At 56.0% G+C, this 20,158-nt stretch carries 14 protein-coding genes; all 14 read right to left on the bottom strand.

Going from position 1 to position 20,158, the window contains the following annotated elements:
• Positions 1 to 23 precede the first annotated feature (23 nt).
• Positions 24 to 629: a hypothetical protein gene (locus LAO21_15120; GenBank protein ID MBZ5554045.1), complete on the bottom strand. Its 606-nt coding sequence runs from the start codon at positions 627 to 629 to the stop codon at positions 24 to 26.
• A 158-nt stretch (positions 630 to 787) separates the two neighbouring features.
• Positions 788 to 1,897 carry a hypothetical protein gene (locus LAO21_15115; GenBank protein MBZ5554044.1) on the bottom strand — a complete coding sequence of 370 codons (1,110 nt, stop codon included), beginning with the start codon at positions 1,895 to 1,897 and terminating at the stop codon, positions 788 to 790.
• Positions 1,898 to 1,993: 96 nt separating this feature from the next.
• On the bottom strand, positions 1,994 to 2,893 hold the full coding sequence (locus LAO21_15110) for a hypothetical protein (protein MBZ5554043.1): 900 nt from the start codon (positions 2,891 to 2,893) through the stop codon (positions 1,994 to 1,996).
• 24 nt (positions 2,894 to 2,917) lie between these two features.
• Positions 2,918 to 5,527, bottom strand: a complete 2,610-nt coding sequence (locus LAO21_15105; GenBank protein ID MBZ5554042.1) for a TIGR03986 family CRISPR-associated RAMP protein — start codon at positions 5,525 to 5,527, stop codon at positions 2,918 to 2,920.
• Positions 5,524 to 6,138 carry a TIGR03984 family CRISPR-associated protein gene (locus tag LAO21_15100; protein ID MBZ5554041.1) on the bottom strand — a complete coding sequence of 205 codons (615 nt, stop codon included), beginning with the start codon at positions 6,136 to 6,138 and terminating at the stop codon, positions 5,524 to 5,526. The genes LAO21_15105 and LAO21_15100 overlap by 4 nt, the downstream gene beginning before the upstream one ends.
• Positions 6,135 to 7,700 (bottom strand): hypothetical protein, encoded by a 1,566-nt coding sequence (locus LAO21_15095; GenBank protein ID MBZ5554040.1) that lies wholly within the window; start codon positions 7,698 to 7,700, stop codon positions 6,135 to 6,137. Before LAO21_15095 ends, LAO21_15100 begins: the two co-directional genes overlap by 4 nt.
• Entirely contained in the window at positions 7,697 to 9,331 is a 1,635-nt protein-coding gene (locus tag LAO21_15090; GenBank protein MBZ5554039.1) for a hypothetical protein, read from the bottom strand. Before LAO21_15090 ends, LAO21_15095 begins: the two co-directional genes overlap by 4 nt.
• Positions 9,328 to 10,017, bottom strand: coding sequence for an RAMP superfamily protein (locus LAO21_15085; GenBank protein MBZ5554038.1), 690 nt, complete (start codon positions 10,015 to 10,017; stop codon positions 9,328 to 9,330). The genes LAO21_15090 and LAO21_15085 overlap by 4 nt, the downstream gene beginning before the upstream one ends.
• A 13-nt stretch (positions 10,018 to 10,030) precedes the next feature.
• On the bottom strand, positions 10,031 to 11,701 hold the full coding sequence (locus LAO21_15080; GenBank protein ID MBZ5554037.1) for a hypothetical protein: 1,671 nt from the start codon (positions 11,699 to 11,701) through the stop codon (positions 10,031 to 10,033).
• Positions 11,702 to 11,703: 2 nt separating this feature from the next.
• Positions 11,704 to 13,032: a DUF1887 family protein gene (locus tag LAO21_15075; protein MBZ5554036.1), complete on the bottom strand. Its 1,329-nt coding sequence runs from the start codon at positions 13,030 to 13,032 to the stop codon at positions 11,704 to 11,706.
• A 154-nt stretch (positions 13,033 to 13,186) separates the two neighbouring features.
• Complete coding sequence (cas6, locus tag LAO21_15070) at positions 13,187 to 14,443, bottom strand: CRISPR system precrRNA processing endoribonuclease RAMP protein Cas6 (protein MBZ5554035.1); 1,257 nt, start codon at positions 14,441 to 14,443, stop codon at positions 13,187 to 13,189.
• A gap of 11 nt (positions 14,444 to 14,454) precedes the next feature.
• Positions 14,455 to 16,935 carry a DUF87 domain-containing protein gene (locus LAO21_15065; protein MBZ5554034.1) on the bottom strand — a complete coding sequence of 827 codons (2,481 nt, stop codon included), beginning with the start codon at positions 16,933 to 16,935 and terminating at the stop codon, positions 14,455 to 14,457.
• 944 nt (positions 16,936 to 17,879) lie between these two features.
• Positions 17,880 to 18,488, bottom strand: coding sequence for a nucleotidyltransferase family protein (locus tag LAO21_15060; GenBank protein MBZ5554033.1), 609 nt, complete (start codon positions 18,486 to 18,488; stop codon positions 17,880 to 17,882).
• Between the two features lie 136 nt (positions 18,489 to 18,624).
• On the bottom strand, positions 18,625 to 19,617 hold the full coding sequence (locus tag LAO21_15055; GenBank protein MBZ5554032.1) for a xanthine dehydrogenase family protein subunit M: 993 nt from the start codon (positions 19,615 to 19,617) through the stop codon (positions 18,625 to 18,627).
• Positions 19,618 to 20,158 lie beyond the last annotated feature (541 nt).

The following is a 20,158-nucleotide window of genomic DNA, read 5'->3' as shown; positions in this document are numbered from 1 at the left end:
TGCTTAAGAGAAGGTGTCTGTCCCTATTCGGGAAACGAGATAAAACCTGCGCCATAGTTCTGGGTCTGGAGATCGGCGCCGGATTTCTGGAAGTACTGCAGCCAGAATTGTTGAATCTCATTGAATCTCTCCGGATTGGCGGCCGTCGCTCCAAAGACATAGACCTTCACTCCATTCAAATTGGGAACTTTCCCCCGCTGCTCTTCCTTTTTAAGGATCGTGTCGATTCGAGACTTGCTGAGTCGTTCCTTCTCAAAATTGTAGCGTTGAGAATCCTCGATCATATCCGACATGATCACCAGGATCTTTCGCGGTTGAGAAAACGAACCGAACACTCGCTCTGCTACGTGCAATGAGCTCAGGATATCGGTCCTCATGATCCTTTCTTGAGGGCCGGCGAGCAAGCTCTGGGCCGCCGAGTAGATGGCGCCCTTTTTCCGGTCAAGTTCCTTTTGGGCCACCTTGGCCTCGCCTTTCACATAGAGGTCATTATTCGTATTGGGATGGAACGGGGGAAAATTCTCGTTGATGGGCAGCCTCAGTTCCGTAACGGAAGACTGCGTGATGAGTCCCGCAACTATTCCATCCCCGGGAAGCATTTTTTCGAGGAGCGCCTTAAAATCGCTCAAATATGCGTCTCTTATCCTGGCTGTCCGGGTGCTCTCTGAAAGGTCAAAAAGCACGCAAATCACTTTAGGCAGAGGCGTCGGAGGAAGACTTGTTTGAGGGGCGCCGCAGGAGGCCGGAAGGAGACAGCAAAGTAGGAAACCCACATTCCGTAAGGCCCTCATGCCGTTTTCTCCTTCTTTGCAAGATCCCCACAATCCCAATCCAGTTCTTGCGACTCCGCCACAAAATCCCGGATTTTTGGGGGAATCTTAAAGCATTCGGGAACATCCGGACGAACCGAGAGATTGGTTGCCCGATAGGCGGCGACCAGCCAGTCACCCCCCTCCATGATCGTTTTCATCTCCTGGAGGAATCTTTCGTGAGTCTTCGAACGAAGTTGACGGATGTGCTGGTAGCTCAGGTCGGCCTCCTGGAGCGTTCCCGCCGCTGCCTGGGCCTCGTCGGATTCCTTCTGCATATACTTCAGGGATTCTTTATATCTCTTCGCAATACCTTTGCAGTACCTGGAGTCGGGGTACGACCCTTCGTAAGAGACAACGACAGCAACAAAGAAAATGGCCAGGTTAATGACGACAAAGAGAATGGTGGCTTGTTCAGGGGAAAGTCGTATTCCGATGATCTCGTATGAATTGACAGCTTCGAAAAACTTGGCGCGTAAGAATCCCACCACGGCCAGCAGGCCGAGGACCACGATGGGAGCGGCGATCAAGAGCGCAAAATCAGTGCGGGTCTTCTCTTCCTGTCGGAGGGACTGGCCAAAGAAGTGTGCGGCCAAGGGAAACACCAGGCACATGGCTCCAGCCATGATATAGGTCTCGACCCGTTCGGCGCCAAAGATCTGGAAGACGAGGCCGTTCAGGGGGAACTCGCAAATGCCGATTAAAATCAGCCAGAAGACCCGCCACTTGGGGCTGAGCGGAGGGGGGTCGATTCCGAGGAATTTGCTCCGGGCGGTGTCGTACTCCCGGCCCGCGACCTCGGCTTCTGCGGCTTCTTTCTTGTGGGCGTCCTTGGCCATTTCGTAGTGTCGTAAGGCCTCGCAGTACTGGGGCTTGAGCTTCTCATCGGTTCTTTTCCAGTCTTCCGCGGTTCTCGCCGCAATGCTTTCGGCCGATTCGATGATCTCGGTCTCGTACTGAGCCGGAATGGTCTGGTCCGATTTCGGCTCGCGCGATTTGGGTTCCCGCATGGGCCAGAATTTCCATTTCCAATCTCGACCATCCTTCTTGCCACGACGCGTCACGGATCGGTAGGTGTACCGCTTCATCGTTGATATGCCCCCTTATGTTCATTCTCGTGGTGTCAGCCAAACCTCGATGTGTTATGGACAAACCACCCACGAGGCCCTTCCGTAAGCGAACAACTATTTAATCTCTGGATGGGAAGGGTACAAGATGGGATCGACATCAATGACCACCGGATCAATCATCCCCGTCGGCAAGGGGTTGCCTTGCCAATCTCGCCCTGAGTCCATGTATTGCATTTTGCGATTGGGCGCCACACACGCCATCGCCAGAGCAACGCTCATCATCTTCGTCCCGCCCGTCACGTCCGCCAGCAAGACGTCTTCTTTGTAACCCGACGTTCGGAAGATCTCCTCCGCTTTCCTCCACAGAGCAGCGTAATCCCACGCTTTCACTGTGAAGCCCTCTCGATGCACCACAATGCGCTCGCCGTACTTGAAACGCAGAAATTTCTCAAGGATCTCTCCCGCCAACTCAGAACCTCTGATTTTCACCTCTTCTCCTTCCTGCATTCGTTTCTCGCTTTCCGTCGTGATGAGCCACACTTCGCGTAACTTATCTTCCCCTGAGTGAAACGCGACGGCGTCCATGAGAGGACGCAGATTGGAGTTGGAGAGGTTGATCTCAACAAAGTCCGCATCCGCCAAGACTGACAGTTGCTTCTGCCTGATGGAATCCATCAGCGGGAGCAGAACCTTCTCGTCTCTGAGGTTTTGGGAGCGCGGGTCGTAAGGGCTTACCAGGAGAATGAGACCTTTCGCCCTTGCGGGCGGCTCCTTCGTCACCTGAAAAGTCAGCCGTTGCGAACGAGCCCGCGTGCGGTGCCTCTCGGACCACCACATCAAGATGAAGATCAACACAAGCAATGAGCCAAAGATGGCGTCCGCCCAATCTGGGAAACGGTTGCTCACCTTGTTCAAGGCGAACGTCAGGATACAGAACGCCGCGTATTCCCACGGCGAACGTGGCGAAAAGATACGCTCAAACTGTGCCGCCTGTGACCGAGCTTCTGATGACATCTCAAAAACCTCCTTCCCCTTCCATTACCAGCCCTTAAACACCGCTCGGACCGCCTTCCCACTCTCGTAAGTCACATCGGCGCGGCACTCGTCGCCTGGCTGTCTTAGTGGGTAAGTGAGCAATGCTGTGCAAACAACCTCCTCACCTTTTGCTGTGCGAACATGCGCTTTGCCGTTCTTAACGGTGGTGCTCAGCGTCACCGTCTCGCGTTTCGTCTCCGTGTGCACGGGTTTGGTTGGTGCCTGGAATGACACTTTGGCAGGCTTCTTCTGCGGGGAGGTCGTTGCCTGCAGGACTGTTTTCCCTGATGGCTGCTGCGCCTGAACTGGGGTGTTCTGCTTCAACGCCTTTGGAATTTGATCTGTCACTGCTGCGACCAATGGTTCAGCATCTCCTGTCAATGTGCCAAACGCGGATGGATCGGGCAAGACGGGACGATTCTTGTACTCGTTTTTGTCTCTGGACTGAACGCCAGGCAACTCGATTGTCATGTAACGCGTGTTGTGATCTCTAGCTGCCTCGATCTGGAGAAGGTTGCCAGAGGGGGGAACAGGGCTGTATCCCAGCCACTCCATAATCTTCAGCAGCATCCCGATGCGTTTGAGATCGCGCAGATGGCCGCAGGGACGGGTTAGCGGTTGCAGTTCGGCGATGATGTGTTCTTCGAATTTCTTGGTGCGGCTCTTCAACGTGTCAATGTTTGATAACGATTCGCCTGAGGCCGCTTCTCCAGTCTGCCAATTATCGCCGTCAATTAGCGAACTGTAACGTGTGGGGCGGTCAGTCAAGTGCAGCGTCGCTTCCAGATCGACCGCGCCCATACCGAGCGGTTTGCCCATGCCGAGGCTGTGACAATAGCCCTTTTGAGGGTCGTTCATCACCGCTTCATCGCCCAGCGGATGCAGCGTCCAGCAGAGTGCGCCTAGCTCCTCCTCGGAGAGGTTCTCGAAGTAAACGCGGAATGTGAATTGCACGCCGGATTTAACGGGCTTGAACTGTGTGTGCTGGGTGCTTTCGTCTTTCACCTCTCCGTTTGACTTGAGCCACTCGCGGTTTCTTTCCTCGATTTGGTCGGCTGACGGGCTGTTTTGATGCCAGTACCGTTTGTAACCACGAATAACAGTTTCCTCCGGGACCGCGCTTCCGTAGTGACGCAGTCTTGTCTCCATAATTGGGGAGCCATCTTTTCGTTTTTTCGCCGTGTCGTAGAGGTCAGGCTCTTGCTGGACAAGGTACTGCTGAAACGCTGTCGCCTTAGGGGACGCCAAGATGCAAGGAGCAATTGGTCTGTTCTTCAACCACGGGCTCATCTCCTCGGTTGTCGCGTCGGTCACAAAGATCCGGCTGGCGTAGGCGCGGAGTTTGCTGCCCTGCGGGGCGTCCGCCGTGTCGCCTTTGATAAAGCCGAACAGCGCATCGACATAGTCTATGTCTTCCGAGCCGCAAACGTCGGAGGGAATGCAGTCACTCGTTGTGTTCTCGTAGGGCAATCGGAAAAACGGAGTGTGACCTATGGCGATGTGTTGCTTCCCCGTTCGGTCACGCCACTCTAAGTAGAAGCACGGTATCTCGCCTGGGCCTCCTAGGACCACACTGAATTTCATGTCGTGAATCCTATCGGATATTCCGCCCCCATCCCTGTATGCTTCCACGTCCGCGTCATCAACACCAAAAGAGCTCGTGCTCTTGTCGGCTATGATCCAATGCAAGTGCTTGCCCTTTTTCTGCGATGGGATCCATCCACTGGCTATGAACCATCCCTGCTCCCACCCACTCATCGGACTCGGTCTCGTTAATGAAATCTCCTCCACTAATGCATAGTACATCGGCCGCGAGTGCGTCATATGCGCCTTGGGGCGCGACGGCTTGAACCAGACTTGGCACCGTTTCCACTCGTACTTATCATTCGCCTCCCATCGCTTTACTGAGTTGTTCCAGTAGCTCATGGGCTGAAGCGAAGAGATAAAAGATCTCGCCTTGTCTTCTTCGATTCGGAAGTACTGATCTCCACTCAGTGTCTTGGCGGGGGTAATTAAGTACTTGCCACTTTCATGCGTGAGATATCCCGCCTTCACTTTCGGGCAGTATCCGTTGGAGACGGTCTGCTGCATCCTTTGTCTGTACAACTCACCCAGCGAAGTCGTGTCACCGACCGCGCGGAAGAACATCTGATTCGTACTTATCATTTTCATCTTACCGTAACTGACGATTTCAAGTAGGCCACGCACCATTCCGCGGAGACTGGACGCTGGGATCACGGGTTTGTTGGGGTCGCGTGTATAGAAGAAATCGGGTTGGTTTTTCATTGCGTCTCGAAAGTTACGCGGCAGCTTCCCGAGTTTCTCGGCCTCGGCTTTCTCGAATTCGGACGGCGTATCTGGATCGGGTCGAGCCGCTGAAAGTCCGCAGCGCACATACAGCGGCGACTTCGTCGTGAGCGTCATGTCGAAGTAGCCGGTGTGTCGGTGTGGAAAGTACCGGTCATGGTCAGGCAGCTGCTCGTCAATGGTGCTGCCTTTCACCGTGACCACTTTTTCGGGCAGCGGGATGAAGTTGTAAGGCGCGCAAGCAGTGCGGCCGGGGGTGGACGGATTCTGGTGTTTGGGCAGATTCAGTGTGGGCCGTGTGCTCATTGGTTTACCTCCATGTCGAGCTTAAACAGGCGGCTGGCTTCGATGAGGGCAAACCCGCCCTTCGAGAGGTAATGGCGGACGTGCAGGCGCAGCGGGCGGGTTTCTTCGTTAAAGTGTTTCTCGATCTTCAGTGGGACGGCATGACGCAGGCCTTGTTCCCCATCACTCATCATGGTAAAGCCGTCGGCCAACGGTGTTGGGTCGGTGCCCCAGAGAATCTGGGCTTCGTCGATGGCAACGTCCCAGTTGGACTGTTCACCTTGTTGCGTGTCGGTGTCGCGGATCAATCGCGCATGCCACTGGTTGTCGCCGTCGCGCCAAAGCAGCAGCTCTGCAGTCTCCGAAAACAACCGCGCTTGTTGGAGGGTTTGGATGCGCAACTCGGGGCATGCCTTCTCTGCCTCGGGATTGCCTCGCCCTGCTTCATGCGAGGTGCCCAGCTTCCCGTCATCCATCCGCCCCCAGATGAGGCCGTCGTCCGCGTGTGCCAGCAGCCACTTCAACTTGTGTTGAGCGGCTTGCGTTTGCAGCCAGTCGTTCACGTTGCCCATCCCCTTAATGCCGACAGGCTCAACGAGAGCAGGGTGTGACTTGATTTCGCGCGGTTTCATTGGACGGCTCCCTTCAGGTGGTTGTTCAGTTCACGGACGTAACCTTCCAACAATGCGATGTCATCCTTTTCAAAATGCAAACGAGTGTCGTTTCCGGTGATTTTCCAGATCTTCACCGTTCCGTTTGCCTTGTAGATCAGGTCGGCGCTCTTGCCTTTGAAACGACCGCGACCAACGCTGCTTTCACCGCCTAAAGGCAGGTCGCCGGTCCACAGGTCTTTGAGGAGAAGGAGAACGAGACCGATTTCGCGGCACGCCGGGTTGAGCAATTTGAGTTCGACAACGAGGTCGCTATCTGTGCCGCCAAAGATGGGTTGCTCGTTGAAAAGCGCAGTGTCTCGCGCTCCACCCGTGAATCGGTCGATGCTGACTCGGTTCTGCACGAGGTCGGTTTTTACTGTGTTCACAACCGTTTCATTGACCTCGACCCGGCTGGCGAAGGGTTGGGCTTTCGCGTCGCCACTTCGCCGTCGCTCCTGGAGTTTGTCCATGTCCGCGCCAAACATCGCATCAACGACTTCTTCAGCGCGCGTTTTGTGCGCAGACGGGTCCAGCGTGTTGGCGATTCTCAGGGAGCGCGCCCGAAGTGCGCCAGCCAGGCTGGTGCCTGAGACGATAGGTTTGGTCGCCCCATCAGGTTGCCGGGCGTGAAGGTGCACGGCGTCGGGTCCCTTGTCGTCTTGGCCGCTTCCCGAGCGGATGAGCAGCGAACCATCAAGAGAGAATGTTGCACTGAGAGTGAACAAATGCCGGGCATCTTCAATCGGGTTAACCCGCAGCAGCGACGCAAGGTTGCTGCCGCACGCCGGTTTTGAGGCCCGAAGACCAAGCTCTCTTTCCCGTCCAACTGCAATCCAAGCGACGAGGCCGCCTTTGCTTGCCAGGTCGAAGGTGGTTACGCGCCACTGGTCAACCTTCACTCGTCCGTAGCCGCGCCGCTTGCGGGCACCGAGGGTGACGGGGAGTTCCGGATCGTTGAAGCCAGACAATGCGGTCGCCAACGCCTGCTTCAACTTCGCCTCGCTGTCTCCCTCTCGAATGAGCAATTCAAATCGCAGCGGAAAGGTTGTGCCCGCCTGCCAGAGTTGGAGGTCGAAAAGTCTGTTCTGTTGTGCCGTACGGCTCTTGGGATTGATTGCCACTCCATCGCGCGCCTCAACACCGACAGTTTCGGGCTTGCCCAGTGCGTCATCCACGATCAGCGGACTTTGCTCGCCGTCATCGTCGCCTTTGAAAGCCCCGAACAGGGTTGCGGCATATGTTTCGCGTTCTTGCTTGGCTGCGTCCTTGTCATTCGAATGGGGTAGTGGGGCTTGGAATCCTTTCTCCCGCTGGCGGAGGTAGCTCCGCAGCGCACCGGCGATGGACGCGCCCGTCAACAGCGGCGTGATCTTGCCTTGCGCTTCCTCGAGTGGATCGAGCAGCAGCGGCATGTCGCAAAGGTCGTCGCCGTCGCCGTTGCCGAAGTGCGCAGGCGTTTGCAGCACGAGGTCGCCTTCGACGACGATGCGCTTGATGATTTTGCGGGAACGTTCTTCCGACCACATGCCGATGGATGTCATGATTCACCTCTTTGTCGTCTTGACTTGGCGGCGCGCGCCAACACAGCATCTATGAGCCGCAGGTTGTATTCGTAAGCCATTTCATCTGTGAGGTTAGTCGTGACGTTGGCGCCGATATTGGCTTTCGGTGTGCTTTCAATTCCGAGGAGCGCCCAAATATCTCGTTCGTCGGTGACGCAGGTGCGCAGCCATTTCAGCAGGTTCTCGTTTCCTATTCGGTCGCGCGTGAACTGGTCACGCGTGCCCTTGCGCGATTCGAGACTGTCGAAGTATTCGTTGAGCCGAACGCGTCCCGCCGACGGCCCCTGTTGCATCGCGTTTTGCACAATGTTGCGCAAACGGGAAATCTGACTATTTTTCGGCTTGCGTATGAGGCTGCCGAGGTCGGCGGCCGATTTGACCAGCAACTCATCGAGACGCCGACGCAGCATTCGACTCACCATAAGTTTTGCCAGCTTGCCGCTGTCCGAGTCCGCATCCAAGTTCAAGGGATTGACCGTCTCCTTCGACTTGGTGGCATCCACAACCCATACATCTTTAGTGGGCCAGTTGACAGCGACACGTCCGAACCCCTCGGCGCGGCGCTCACCGATGCCGTTTCTTTCCAGTTCGCGGAGTTGTTGTTCGGTAATGGCGTTCTTTGTTTTATTGACAAACGCGCTGCCCATTTTGATGGCAAGCGTCTGAGGCAACGGCAGCCCCCATTTGCGGTTGAATCCGCCGATGACTTCACCGCGCAGAAAGGATTGTGGGTCACCTAATGTTCCCGTCGTGACTTTCAACTGCCCCTCCAGCGCCCTCGTCACTACCTTGGGGTCAACCACAAACTGTCCGTTGTTGTCACGGACCAACGTATCGCTAAGCAGGGTGATGATCAACCTTCCATCGGAATCCGCAATCTGGTTTGTGCCGGTCTCGCGCCACGTGTCGCCCGGCAAAACATTTGCGTTCATCAGCGATACCCGACCGTATCCGCCGGTGCGTGATCCGCCCAGTGTCACTTCACCGTTAAGCAAATCCTGAAGCGTCTTTGCATCACTGTCTTCACACAGAATTATCGCCTCGAAGGTCTGTCCCGCTGCCAGCGCATCGTAGCGATAGACTGCGCCGCGTGTGTCACCTTTCTCTTTCTTGATCAATTCCTCTGGCATCGCGCGTCCGAACCGCCGGGTGCGCGCAGTGTGGACGGAGATATTGCGTTCGGGTTGGACAAATCTCACATTGGCCTCCCCAATGACGCAAAATGGTTTGCCGACCCCTTTCCATTGCTTGTCCTGGTTGTCGAGCGGTTTGATAGCAAAATCAAACACGGGGGCAGGGTTTTCGTCCGGCCGCTTACCGACCTCTTCCTTGTCCTGCTGCCACGACAGCGGTGTTGGCAAAGCGCGCTTCTCATTCTCGACAGGGTATCCGTTGAGAAAACGGGTCGTCCCCTCAAAGAACAATCGACGCGAGTTGGGATCACCCGCCGCATCCGCGACCGATTGTTGACGTAGGTACCGACCAATGAGCGCCCCGCGCAGCACGCTGCCGGGTATGTAGTCAAATGCCACGTCGCTGTTTGGATCGGCGCCCAATGCGGTCACCAAAACAGGCTCCAATAAACTGACATGATAGGTGATGACTTTCATCGGATAGCCTCCGTCTTATAGCCGAACTGATCGAAATGTGGCTTCGTGATGTCAGCGCCACGGTCGTCACACAAACGGGCCTCGATCTTCCCGCGTCCGCGGTTGCGTGCCGTGCCTGCACGGCGCAACGACAACACGCACGCCGCCAGCAGCGGCATTGCATGCGGAGGAGCGTCAGCATTGAGTTCCACGTCGGCAATAAACGTTGTGTCACGGAACACGACGCGGATGGACCGCAGACTGCCTTCGTCGGGCGCTTCGGTCCCCGTGTCGACGGCGGTCTGCCTGCGAATGGCGGTTAATGATTCGAGAATGTCGGTCGGACTGTAGCGCGGAGTGTTCTGTCTGAGATCAGCATCGACCGCCTTGCGCAAATCTTCGGGCAAGAGGGCGGGACCGACGTGCATATGTGCATCATCGTCGAGGGTGCTGCCCGGGATACCAAATAGAAACCGGGCCGCGTCCTTAGACTTCTCGTAGTCTGGGTCTGGCGGATTCTGTTTACTGAGCGCATATAGAAAGTTGGCGCACTCCTCCGCCAGCAAGCCCTTCAGTGTGCGTCCCCGCAAAAACGGCAAGCCCGTCGCGGCATCATGTTCCACTTCCTGATCAAGCAATCCCGCCACCCCATCCCCCCGCCCGAAAGTCCCGTCGCTCTTCAAGGTGAGTTTGATTTGGAGTTTCATAAGACGACCTCCTTTACAAAGGGACAAACCAATCTGAAAGTTCAGTTGCATCAAAGTAACCACACCACCTGTCCCACCAACCAGTCTGGGCAAACTGAGGATAGTGCTTTAATTCAGGCAACTTCCCAGCAAGTCCGAATTTCTTGAGGAACCAATCGGCTTCCGCGGGACCTCCACGCAATGCATCGCGCAGTGTTTTCAATTTGTTGCGTCGTTCAGACCAACCCTGGGACTGAAAAACGTCAATCGCGTTGTGCACGACATTCCATGAGCGTTGAGCCTCAACCTTGTTTTCCTCCAGCGTCAGAGGGCAAAGCGTGAGCGAACCCTCAACTTGGTTGCCGTTTTTACTCCAGGTTGCTTTGTATTCGCGTTTACGGATTTCCTTGACTTCTCCTGACAACCCACTTCGGGCGAAGTGCCAGTCAAGACACGCAACGCTCTGATCAATCTTTTTCCGATAGCCCTTCGCAGATCTCGACAAGTCCTCGGCAAGCGAGTAGGCGCGGGCGAACGGATAATGCGATTTGACGATGGCAATGCCGGCGGAGGCAGTCAACGAGCCCCGCTTATCGGGAAGATCCTTGGTCTTATCTGTAAATTGCCGCATGTATTCAGTCGCAAGAGATAGACCCAGACGTCCGTCGCAAACGAAAGTCAGATCATCGCCCCCGAAAACGATGGGGCGGAACGGCAACCGCCATTTGTGCCCCTTGTCATCCCAGCAGAGTTCGATTCTGGCCAGTACCCTGCCCTCGTTCCTGTGGACCATAACTTTCCTGCCATTGTCTCTTTCGATTCTTGCCGTAAGCTTGTCCAGCGTTACCTGCAAGGCGGCTTGTGCTGCTTTCTCAACTGCTATTGAAAATTCCCGAATGGCATTGATAAAGTCACGGTTCTCCTTTTGCTTTGGGTATTTCTCGCCGATCTTCGTGATACGGCTGCCCATGCCGTCGCCGTCGGCGTGAACCACGGCGATGTAGCTATGCTCGCCCTTTGTGCCGCCCAAATGCTCAAACTGTGCCGGATAATCGTAATCTTCGAGAGGCGTGATCCGATGCAGACGCTCGTCGGCTTCGCTGGGGCGCGGCCCGGTCTTGGTAGCGACCTTGAGCTTTGCCACAATTTCTGCTGACGCGGGGCGGTCTGGCTCCTCGCCGATGCCCTTGACCATTTCGACCGCCGGCAAAGCAGTAGATTGACACATCACGCTGACACCCAGACCCAACAGCGGAGCGGAGAGAGTTCGCGATCGCTTTTCCTGTGCGAGTTTTCGGAAAGTATCTTTCATCTTGTCGGCTAAAGCGCCGTTGTCCCAATCAAAGGATTCCTGTGTAATGGCCAGTTGCAGTCCGGGCGCATCGGTCAGTACCTTTTCTGAAAGGCGCCGAATAAACTTCCCCGCCTCGTCGTTCTCGTCGCGGAACAACGCGACAAAATTGCCCCCACCCGTGTATACGACTTCCGCTTGAACGTTCGGGTCTGAATCGATTTGCACCGAGGGGTCCAGTTCATCGCTTCTCGTTTTGATGTTATTCTTTGGCGCGGCTTCCCGTGCGGCTTCCAATGCCCATTCCCTGGTTGCCATAGCCACGAGGTGCGAGCCGCCGACATTCTCGCGCAGACGGTTGCTGCCGAATACGTATGATTGAATTTGTGCTGTGTCCACGATGACAAGTTGCATGGTCAGTCCTCCCGGCTCTGCGTTTTAATCCAGTGTTTGAGGTGCTCAGATAAATTCGCAAGATGTTCGCGCCCGAAGACGCAGATGCGGCCTTTCACGCCCAAGTCTCTTTGCATCTCGCGCTCGATTTGGTGAGGCTCCGCCGCGCAACACACAAGGGCAACCCGGGCCTCGTCGCCGCCGAGTTGCCGCGCGCGGACATCAGCTTCAAACAACTTCAACTTCAGCAACCTCTTCTTGCTATCGGTCGAACAGGAAATGGCAAATAGTTGGTAACCACGCATGGCGATGACGTCGAGATCAAATTGAACGCCGGTTGCTTCCACGTTCTGTCCGCACTCGTGGAATTCGAGGACGCCAGCGAGCGTTCGAAGAACATCGAGCACGTGATGCTCAAGCCATTTCCCATACAGCCATTCACAGAAGCGTCTTGGGTCCTTGCCGAAAATATCGTATGACAAGTTGAGGCCCGAACCGCTCGCCACCCCGGGTTCGGACCTGAGAGTTGTGATTACGCCGGCAAGAGCTCCGGCGCGGGGCAGTTGCAGCAAAACTGATCGAAGCGCCTCGTTGTCTTTCCAACCCTCATCCTTCCTCGGTCGCACCGGGCAGACCTGCAGCGCAGAATGCTCGATCTCCTGTTTCCTGTCCGTGACCAAGTCATCCAACGCTGGGTTGGTGTGGCGGCATTTCAATCGAATTTCCTTGTGTACCCACCGTGACCACTCCTCGATTCCCCCAGGGGCACTGCATGTCTTTGCAATTGCGCCAGCCGTGGCAGACAAAACTGGAACGCGCGTCGGTTCATGAATCAACGACCACCCATGCAACTTTATCAGGTCATGTAGCTTCACCTGAATGGACCGCCCCACACGCTCGCACCGTGTCAATCCGCCAAAAGCGTCAGACTCGAACATCATCTGCAGCGTCCTCGCGTCCAGATAGCTGAAGATGGGGCTGATGTCCTTATCTTCTTCCGCCCACATCTCCACAGCGCGATAAGCATGAGCCGACATGGCTTTGGTGCCGTCCGTGTAATTCAGCCCAACGCTAGCGGCACTGACGGCTTCCAGACGAGAGCGCACGCTCGCACAGATCGAAGTGGCGCTGGACTCATTGACTTCTGTTAATTCCACTGTGGTTCCAGAATTCTGATCCATCAACCAGGACCGCAGTCGCTGCGCAACGTCCCCAGTGCCTCCAGGACCGCAGGAGTGCACCAGCGTAATAGTTCCCTGTCGCGTGGCAAGCAGACTTCCTGCGACGGCGTTTGGAACTGGATTGCCACCTATGAGCAGAATCAAATGCTCACAAAGGAATTGTTGATTCAAGCGGTTTCGCCTCCAATAATTTGCGGAATCCAAAAACCTTCCTGCCTCTGAAATAAAGTGCGACCTTGCTCACAATCCGCGTTCAGCCGTGAATTCCTGTTCGCTTTGTGCTAACTTCCATCAACCACGCGATTACCCAAAAAGGCAATATTCTTCAAAGGCCGAGCTTCAATTCATATTTCCCCAGTCCGAAACTTGTGTGCTTGCCTGCATGAATTAGGGATCCAAGTTGAAGATAAAAGAGGAAATCTCGCAACAGTTCATTCGTCGGAAATCCATAGGTTATCGCCCCAGTAAAGCCGCTGATCGAGGTGGAGCGTTTTTGTCGTGTGGAGAAGCGTGTCAAGTCTTTGAACCTCATATTGGACTTATGAATCTCGACTGACTCTGAAAGCTTGAGAAGGCGACGAACTTCTGCCAGCGTGAGAGAGCCACCAGGATCCTCCTCAGAACACGCACCGGTCGAGCCAGGACAGGCCTCTGTGATCCGGTCGCCTCTGCTGGATTGACTTCCAAATGAATCGCAGTGGAAGTATTGCAAGAGCTGGATGCGGCGAAGAAGTGCTTTCATAAAATTGATGAAGGCAAGATCATGATCGAGTCTTTCATTCGTCGTGATACGAACAGGGGTAAGAAAATGAAGGGTAAGTCGTGTAAACTGAAGTGAACGGTGAACGATGAGCGATGAATTCTGAATATCAGAGAATGAGATCGTGGCGATGTCTTGGTTGCTCAGTTTCTTGGTTATGTTGCTGTAGACGGGACTCCACTGTGAGGTGCTAGAGCCATTGACACCCGGAGAAATTGCGGAAAAGGATTCGACACGAAGTAGGACGAATTTGCTGTGCTCGCGGCCGATGCCGCGGCGGCCGAGTTCTTCGAATGTGTAGATGAAATAGGGAAGATAATCGACCGCGCGTCCGATTAGCACCAATTCAAAGGAGAGTTCCTCCTTTTCGGAAAACTCCGTACGTTCATCCAATGGCGGAGTCAACACGAAAGGGTGGGGGGCGCGCGGGTATTTGCGCATCATCGTGGCGCCCTTGGGCACCGGGGTTTCGAAAATCTGAAAGTAACGGCAGTGGTCCTGAATCAGGCAGGTTTCACAGTGACGGTCGGGCTTGATACAAACCAGGTCTTTGAAGGCGTATCCGAAACCCCCACGCAACGTCGCGCCCTTGTAAGGGGGCAAGTGCATCACGCCCATCGGCCTGAAGGTGAACCGGTATTTTGCGAGGGTGAAGGCTATAGGATGTGAATCGTTCGCCCCCACAGGCTCCAAATTCCTTAATGGCGATTCTAATGTACTCATAAGAATTATTGAACCCCGTCCTAAATAAACTGGAAATTTTTCGACAGAGCCCCCACACCCTTGCGGGAAACGCTGCTCACAGACTTCTGACGAACCCAAAGCACCTCTTTCTATTCCGGCACACCTTTGTCCGCGCCAAGGGCTTCCATTAAGGCTGACGTTTCCTTATCCATTTTCTTGTAAGCCTCATACGTCAGTTCAATCTCCTTTTCGACCACCTCGCGGGCGCGTCCGTATTTCTCGCGCGAGCGCTGCCTCAGAGCATCAACCTGGTCTGGGTTTCCTCCCGTCAGAGGTGAACCCGTTTCCACGCTGAAAGGGGCATGCCCCAAAGATCCGAAACTCCGCACGCAGGCCCTGAAATTGGGGAGCGAAGAGAGGTCTCTCTGGTTGAAGCTCGGCTTGAACAGGGGCTCGAAAAATTCGCCGTCCACCGCCCCGACGCGAAAGACCACGGTGGTTCCGACATTTCCCAAGACGCCCTGCAAAACCTTCTCTGGTATTTGTGTCGCGTACTGGTGGGCCAGGGTCAGTGAAAGCTTGAATTTGCGGGCCTCGGCCAACAACTCCGTAAATCGGTCATCCGCAAAGAGCTGGAATTCATCCGCGTAAAGGTAGAATGGGCGGGCGTCCTGCCGGGCGCCACGCTTCATCACGACATAGCGGATTCGAGAGATGATCTGGCTCGCCAGAAGGCCTGCCGCATAATCGCCGAAGTGCCCTTTGCCCAAATAGAATAAGAGTACCTTCCCTCCCTTGACGACCTCGTCGAAATCCAGAGTCAAGTTTTGGCAGGTCATATTGCGCAATGTCAGGTCAGAAACAAAACGGCTGAACTTGCTAGTGACATACGGGGACATGTTCTTCAGGGATCCCTCTCCAGTCACCTCAATGGCTTCTTCAATAAAATCATCCAACATCAGGTCCTTGTTTCTTATCCGCTCCACCAGAGTTCTACGGAGACGGCTATTGGTGTAAAGCAGTCGGAAGATCATCAGGTTGGGAATGAGCGGTGGCGCCTGTTTCTCCAACCCGAGCAACAAACCCAGCATCCCTCTGAAATGCGTCTCGAACAAGGGGCCGCCCACATGTTTAAGGTCATAAGTTCGATCGATGTAAGAGTAAAGATCGTCAATCACCAGATCACGAGCCAACCGGTATTCGAGTGGGTCCTCTTCCTCGATACGCAAAACATTGAATCCGATGGGGCACTCGATGTCCGTCACGTCCACGACAATGAGGTCGTCTCTGCGCTCGGGAGGATAGTGAAGCAGGATCTGTTCGATGAGCGTTCCATGGGCATCCAGCACGGCAACCCCCCGGCCGTTTACGATGTCATGGAGGATCATATGGAGCAGAAAGGTGGACTTGCCGGTTCCCGTCTGGCCCACTACGTAGGTGTGGCGAAACCGCATCGGCCCATCGAGACACACGGGAAGGTGCAATCCGCGATGGACGTTGGTTCCCAGGGGAGCGTCGTCGCCGGAGCGGCCGACGATGCGCGCCGTGCGAGCGCGATTGATGGACAGTCCGGGCAACTCGACGTCGCTGGGCATGGGGGTGCGCAGGATGGCGCTTGCTTCCCGGGGACCGAAAAGCAGATCGAATGAGGGTGTGTCGAGCCGGGAAAGAATTTCGCTCGACGCGGTGGGAATGAGCAGGGCGCCCCCTCGAAACATGGAATCGGCGCCGGCTTGCCCGGGTCGGACGGAGGCGTCGTCGAGACAACTCTCCACCGTCGCAACCAGCGCGCTGGAAGGAGGCCGGCTCGCGGTGATGAAGACCCGGGCGGCGAGCACACGTCCCTCCAGGATCGAGAGCCGTCGTAGCGCTTCGTGTTGCAGCGCCTCGGCCTGGAGCTGCGGCACAGTCTCCGTCCGATCCTCCACATCGAAGGCGGCAATCCTCTCGGCCACCACCAAGGCCCGGCTTGCCATCTCCCTGCAATCTTCCGGTACCTGTGACCAACCCCGGAAGTGGATTACGAGTGCCGCGGACGCCGGATCGTCACTCAATGCTTCCAAGAGGCGACGCCAGGGGTCATCGCTGGGGACCCAGGGATAGAGGTGCGTGAATTGGAGCTCGCTCGAGCATTCCTTTTCGTCCGACTCCGGTTGACACCTTTTGCCTTCAAAACCCACGGGGGCCCCTACAAAGACGCCGTGGCTGACGCGGACTTCTTCGAAGCGCCGCCGGACCTCGATGACATGAGATTCATGCAGATGATTGATGGCGCCTTCAAGGGGTTCCTTCTCTGCAATGGGCTCGAGTTCCGCATAATCAAGTATGGTTTCCAACAGGGTCCAGAGGTTGAGTCTTGCATGCGCACAGTTGGCTCCAGCCTCGGCGGTGCTCGAGCCTCTTCCCAGCGACAGGAAGGACACCGAAACCCCTGCACTCTCGTCCGTCGCATCAGGCCGGCTCCCTATAACCACGACAAGCTCAGCCGGCTCGGGCAAGGCGGCCAGGGAATCCGCCAAATCGATCCATCGGTTATGGCATTGCGTGGCCAACCCAGACGCCGAGCCATCGGAGGTTTGGGAGAGTCCAGCATACTCACGGAAGAGTTCTGCCGAGAGAACGCGCGACATTCGGATTCCCGATAAAGCAAGACAACCCGAATCGGTGGAAAGGGTGACTGTACTCCAGGAATCCACGTTTACTTCCTTTGGGTGAGGAAAATCCAGGGGAACTAAATCGGGCTTCTTGAAATCAAAAAGAAAAGAGGCATTGATCGCACTACTTTTTGCAGTAGTTCGCCACTACCGCAAAATGAGCGAGCCAAAGCATAACCTCAGATTCCTTATGCAAATCAACTGGGCCGACGATCGGGAGAACAGACTGGATTGGGTATCGAGCACTGTCAGCGACCTGTTCGTTCGACAGGCGCCGGAACAACAGCGCTCAAGAGCCTCCAACAGTTCGAAAGTGTATGGCTCGACCATCTGTGAGTCAAGTAGAAACTTCGGCTCGTCGCTGAGTGGACAGACCGACTTCCCTCCGACAAAGGTATTCACGGATCACGAATATAACAACCCAATAAATTTGGGTAAAGGGGTTGCCCCAGGCGGGAGAGGTTCGGGAGAGAACTGGCGGGATCAAGCAGCGCAGGCATGCAAAGAACGCATAGCTGCGGCACCCCATGATTGCGCGATTAGGGCTAGATTGTGATATAGGCCAGAGCGGGGATAGCGTGGGCTATGTCCTCTCCCCCGATTTGACCCCAATGTATTATTCAGTTTGTGTGATGAGGGGGGTCGAATTCAAGCAACGCAGGCACGCAAAGAACGCATGCCTGCGGCACCCCATGATTGCGCGATCAGGGCTAGATTGTGATATAGGCCAGAGCGGGGATAGCGTGGGCTATGTCCTTTCTCCCGATTTGACCCCAATGTATTATTCAGTTTGTGTGATGAGGGGGGTCGAATTCAAGCAGCGCAGGCATGCAAAGAACGCATGCCTGCGGCACCCCAATATTTGCGGCACGCGCGGACATGTTCGCTGTGCCCGCCCACTTCGTCAGTTGAGGGGTTACTCACTTGTCAATGGCAGTGGAAGTTGCGGCCGTCGCAATATGCCGCTCGTAGTCCTGGGGGGTATCGATGTCGACCAGAATGCCGGGGTCATCGACTTCGACTTCGAGTGTTTCTTCGAGGTTCTCCAAGCGGATGGCTTTGGCGCTTTGATCCGGAGGGGCTTCGAGGATTTCGGCGAACACTTCGCGCGAGTAGAGCACGGGGTGTCCGCGCTTTCCGGTGTGGGTGGGAATGATGATGCGCTTCTTGCTCTGGTAAAAACTTTCGATGAGTTTGGAGACGACGGTGGTCGAGACCATCGGGTGATCCACGAGGGCGACAATCACCCCGTCGCAGTTCTCATACTGGACCTTGTCAATCGCGGTCCTGAGCGAAGAAATCTGACCTTCCCTAAAGTTTGGATTGTGAATGACGATGATATTGCGGTCGAGGACTTCTTGAATGAGGTCGGCCTTTTCACCGAGCACCGCGTAAATAAGATCGAGCTGAGCAGCCTCCAGCTGGTTCGCAATATGGTTAATGAAGGGGCGATCACCGATCTTCAGAAGGGCCTTCGGCGTCCCCATGCGCTTGGACTCCCCGGCAGCAAGGATGATGCCAATGATCATGAGAAGATTTTAGCACGTCGTTGCAAGATCTGGGACTGGTTCTGGGGCAAATCACCGCCGAGACGCAGAGGACTCCGAAGCTTAGAATATTTAAATGGGCCCTGTGAATCCTGTGCATCTTGTGAGATCAAGCCGATCATGCCGCACAGATCAGCAGTGCGCGCTTGATCAGATTGGCGGCCATGTCCACTTTGTAATCATTCTTGCCCAATGGAACGGCCTGGGCCACCGCGGCCTGTCCGGCCTCAGTCGCGAGCGATTCGTCCACGCGTTTGCCCATGCAGATTTTCTCGGCCGGCAGACTGCGCCACGGGATCGGCGCCACGCCTCCAAGCACGACGCGGACCGTCTTGCAAAGCCCCGCATTCGTCTCCATGCTCACCGCGGCACTTGCCAACGCAAAGTCCCAGGCACCCCGCTCCTTCACCTTCAAGTAGACGCTGTGACGGGCCGAGGAGGAGCCCGCATCATGCGATGGGGGGACATGAACCTCCGTCACCACCTCCCCCGCCTGAAGGCGGTTTTCCCGGAGCGGATTCTCGCTTGGCAGGACGAAAAACTTCTCCAGGGGCATGGATCGCGTTCCCCGGGGTCCCGCCACAGTGACCTCGGCCCCCAGGGCAATCAAGGCCGGCGCACAGTCGGAGGGATGGACGATGTAGACCGGACCACCTCCCAGGATCGCGTTGTATTTATTTTCGCCGGACACGGAGAAGCATTCCTTGCCGCCCTTTTTCAAACAGTGGAATGCCGGGTTGCGGTAGTACCAGCATCTCGGACGCTGGCACAGATTTCCTCCGAGCGTTCCCACGTTGCGAATCTGCGGCGTTGCCACGGAGTGCGCCGCCTGCGACAGCACGGCAAAGCGTTTTCGGATCTCCGGATGTGCCTCGATTTTCGCCAGCGTGGCCATGGCCCCGATGCGCAGGCCGTCGGTCTCGCTGAACTTGATGGAATCGAGATTCGGCAACGTCTTCAGGTTGACCAGCGTCCCGGGCTGAATGATTCCGTTCTTCATTTCTCCCAGCAGGTCGATTCCGCCGGCAATTACCCAGGCATCCGGTTTTGACGCGAGCGTCGTGGTGGCCTGCGTCAACGAAGCCGGGTTGAAGTGATGAAAGTTCTTCATTGAATCCTCCGTGGAACCGAGAATCCCCAGAGATCGGGTCAAATATTTTCACAAATGGAAATGAAGTGGAAGGTTCCATTTCCGTTCTTGTGGATCCTTGAGCAATCCCATCTGTCGCCCCTCCGGGGCTCGGTTGATTTCTCGCCTTGCTGACCCCGGGCTCCGCTGCGCTTCACCCGGGGCTACATTCTGGCGCCGCTCCGCGGCTCGGTTGATTCTTCGCCTTCCTGACCCCGGGCTCCGCTGCGCTCCACCCGGGGCTACATTCTGGCGCCGCTCCGCGGCTCGCTCGATTCTTCAACTTGCTGACCCCGGCCTCCGCTGCGCTTCACCCGGGGCTACATTCTGGCGCCGCTCCGCGGCTTGGTCGATTCTTCGCCTTCCTGACCCCGGGCTCCGCTGCGCTCCACCCGGGGCTACATTCTGGCGCCGCTCCGCGGCTTGGTCGATTCTTCGCCTTCCTGACCCCGGCCTCCGTTGCGCTCCACCCGGGGCTACATTCTGGCGCCCCTCCGGGGCTTCTGTAGATCGGGCTCTCATC

Source organism: Terriglobia bacterium (assembly GCA_020073085.1).
GTDB lineage: Bacteria > Acidobacteriota > Terriglobia > JAIQFV01 > JAIQFV01 > JAIQFV01.
Note: the sequence above shows the minus strand (reverse complement) of the source record. Positions and strands in the feature narration are given on the sequence as shown.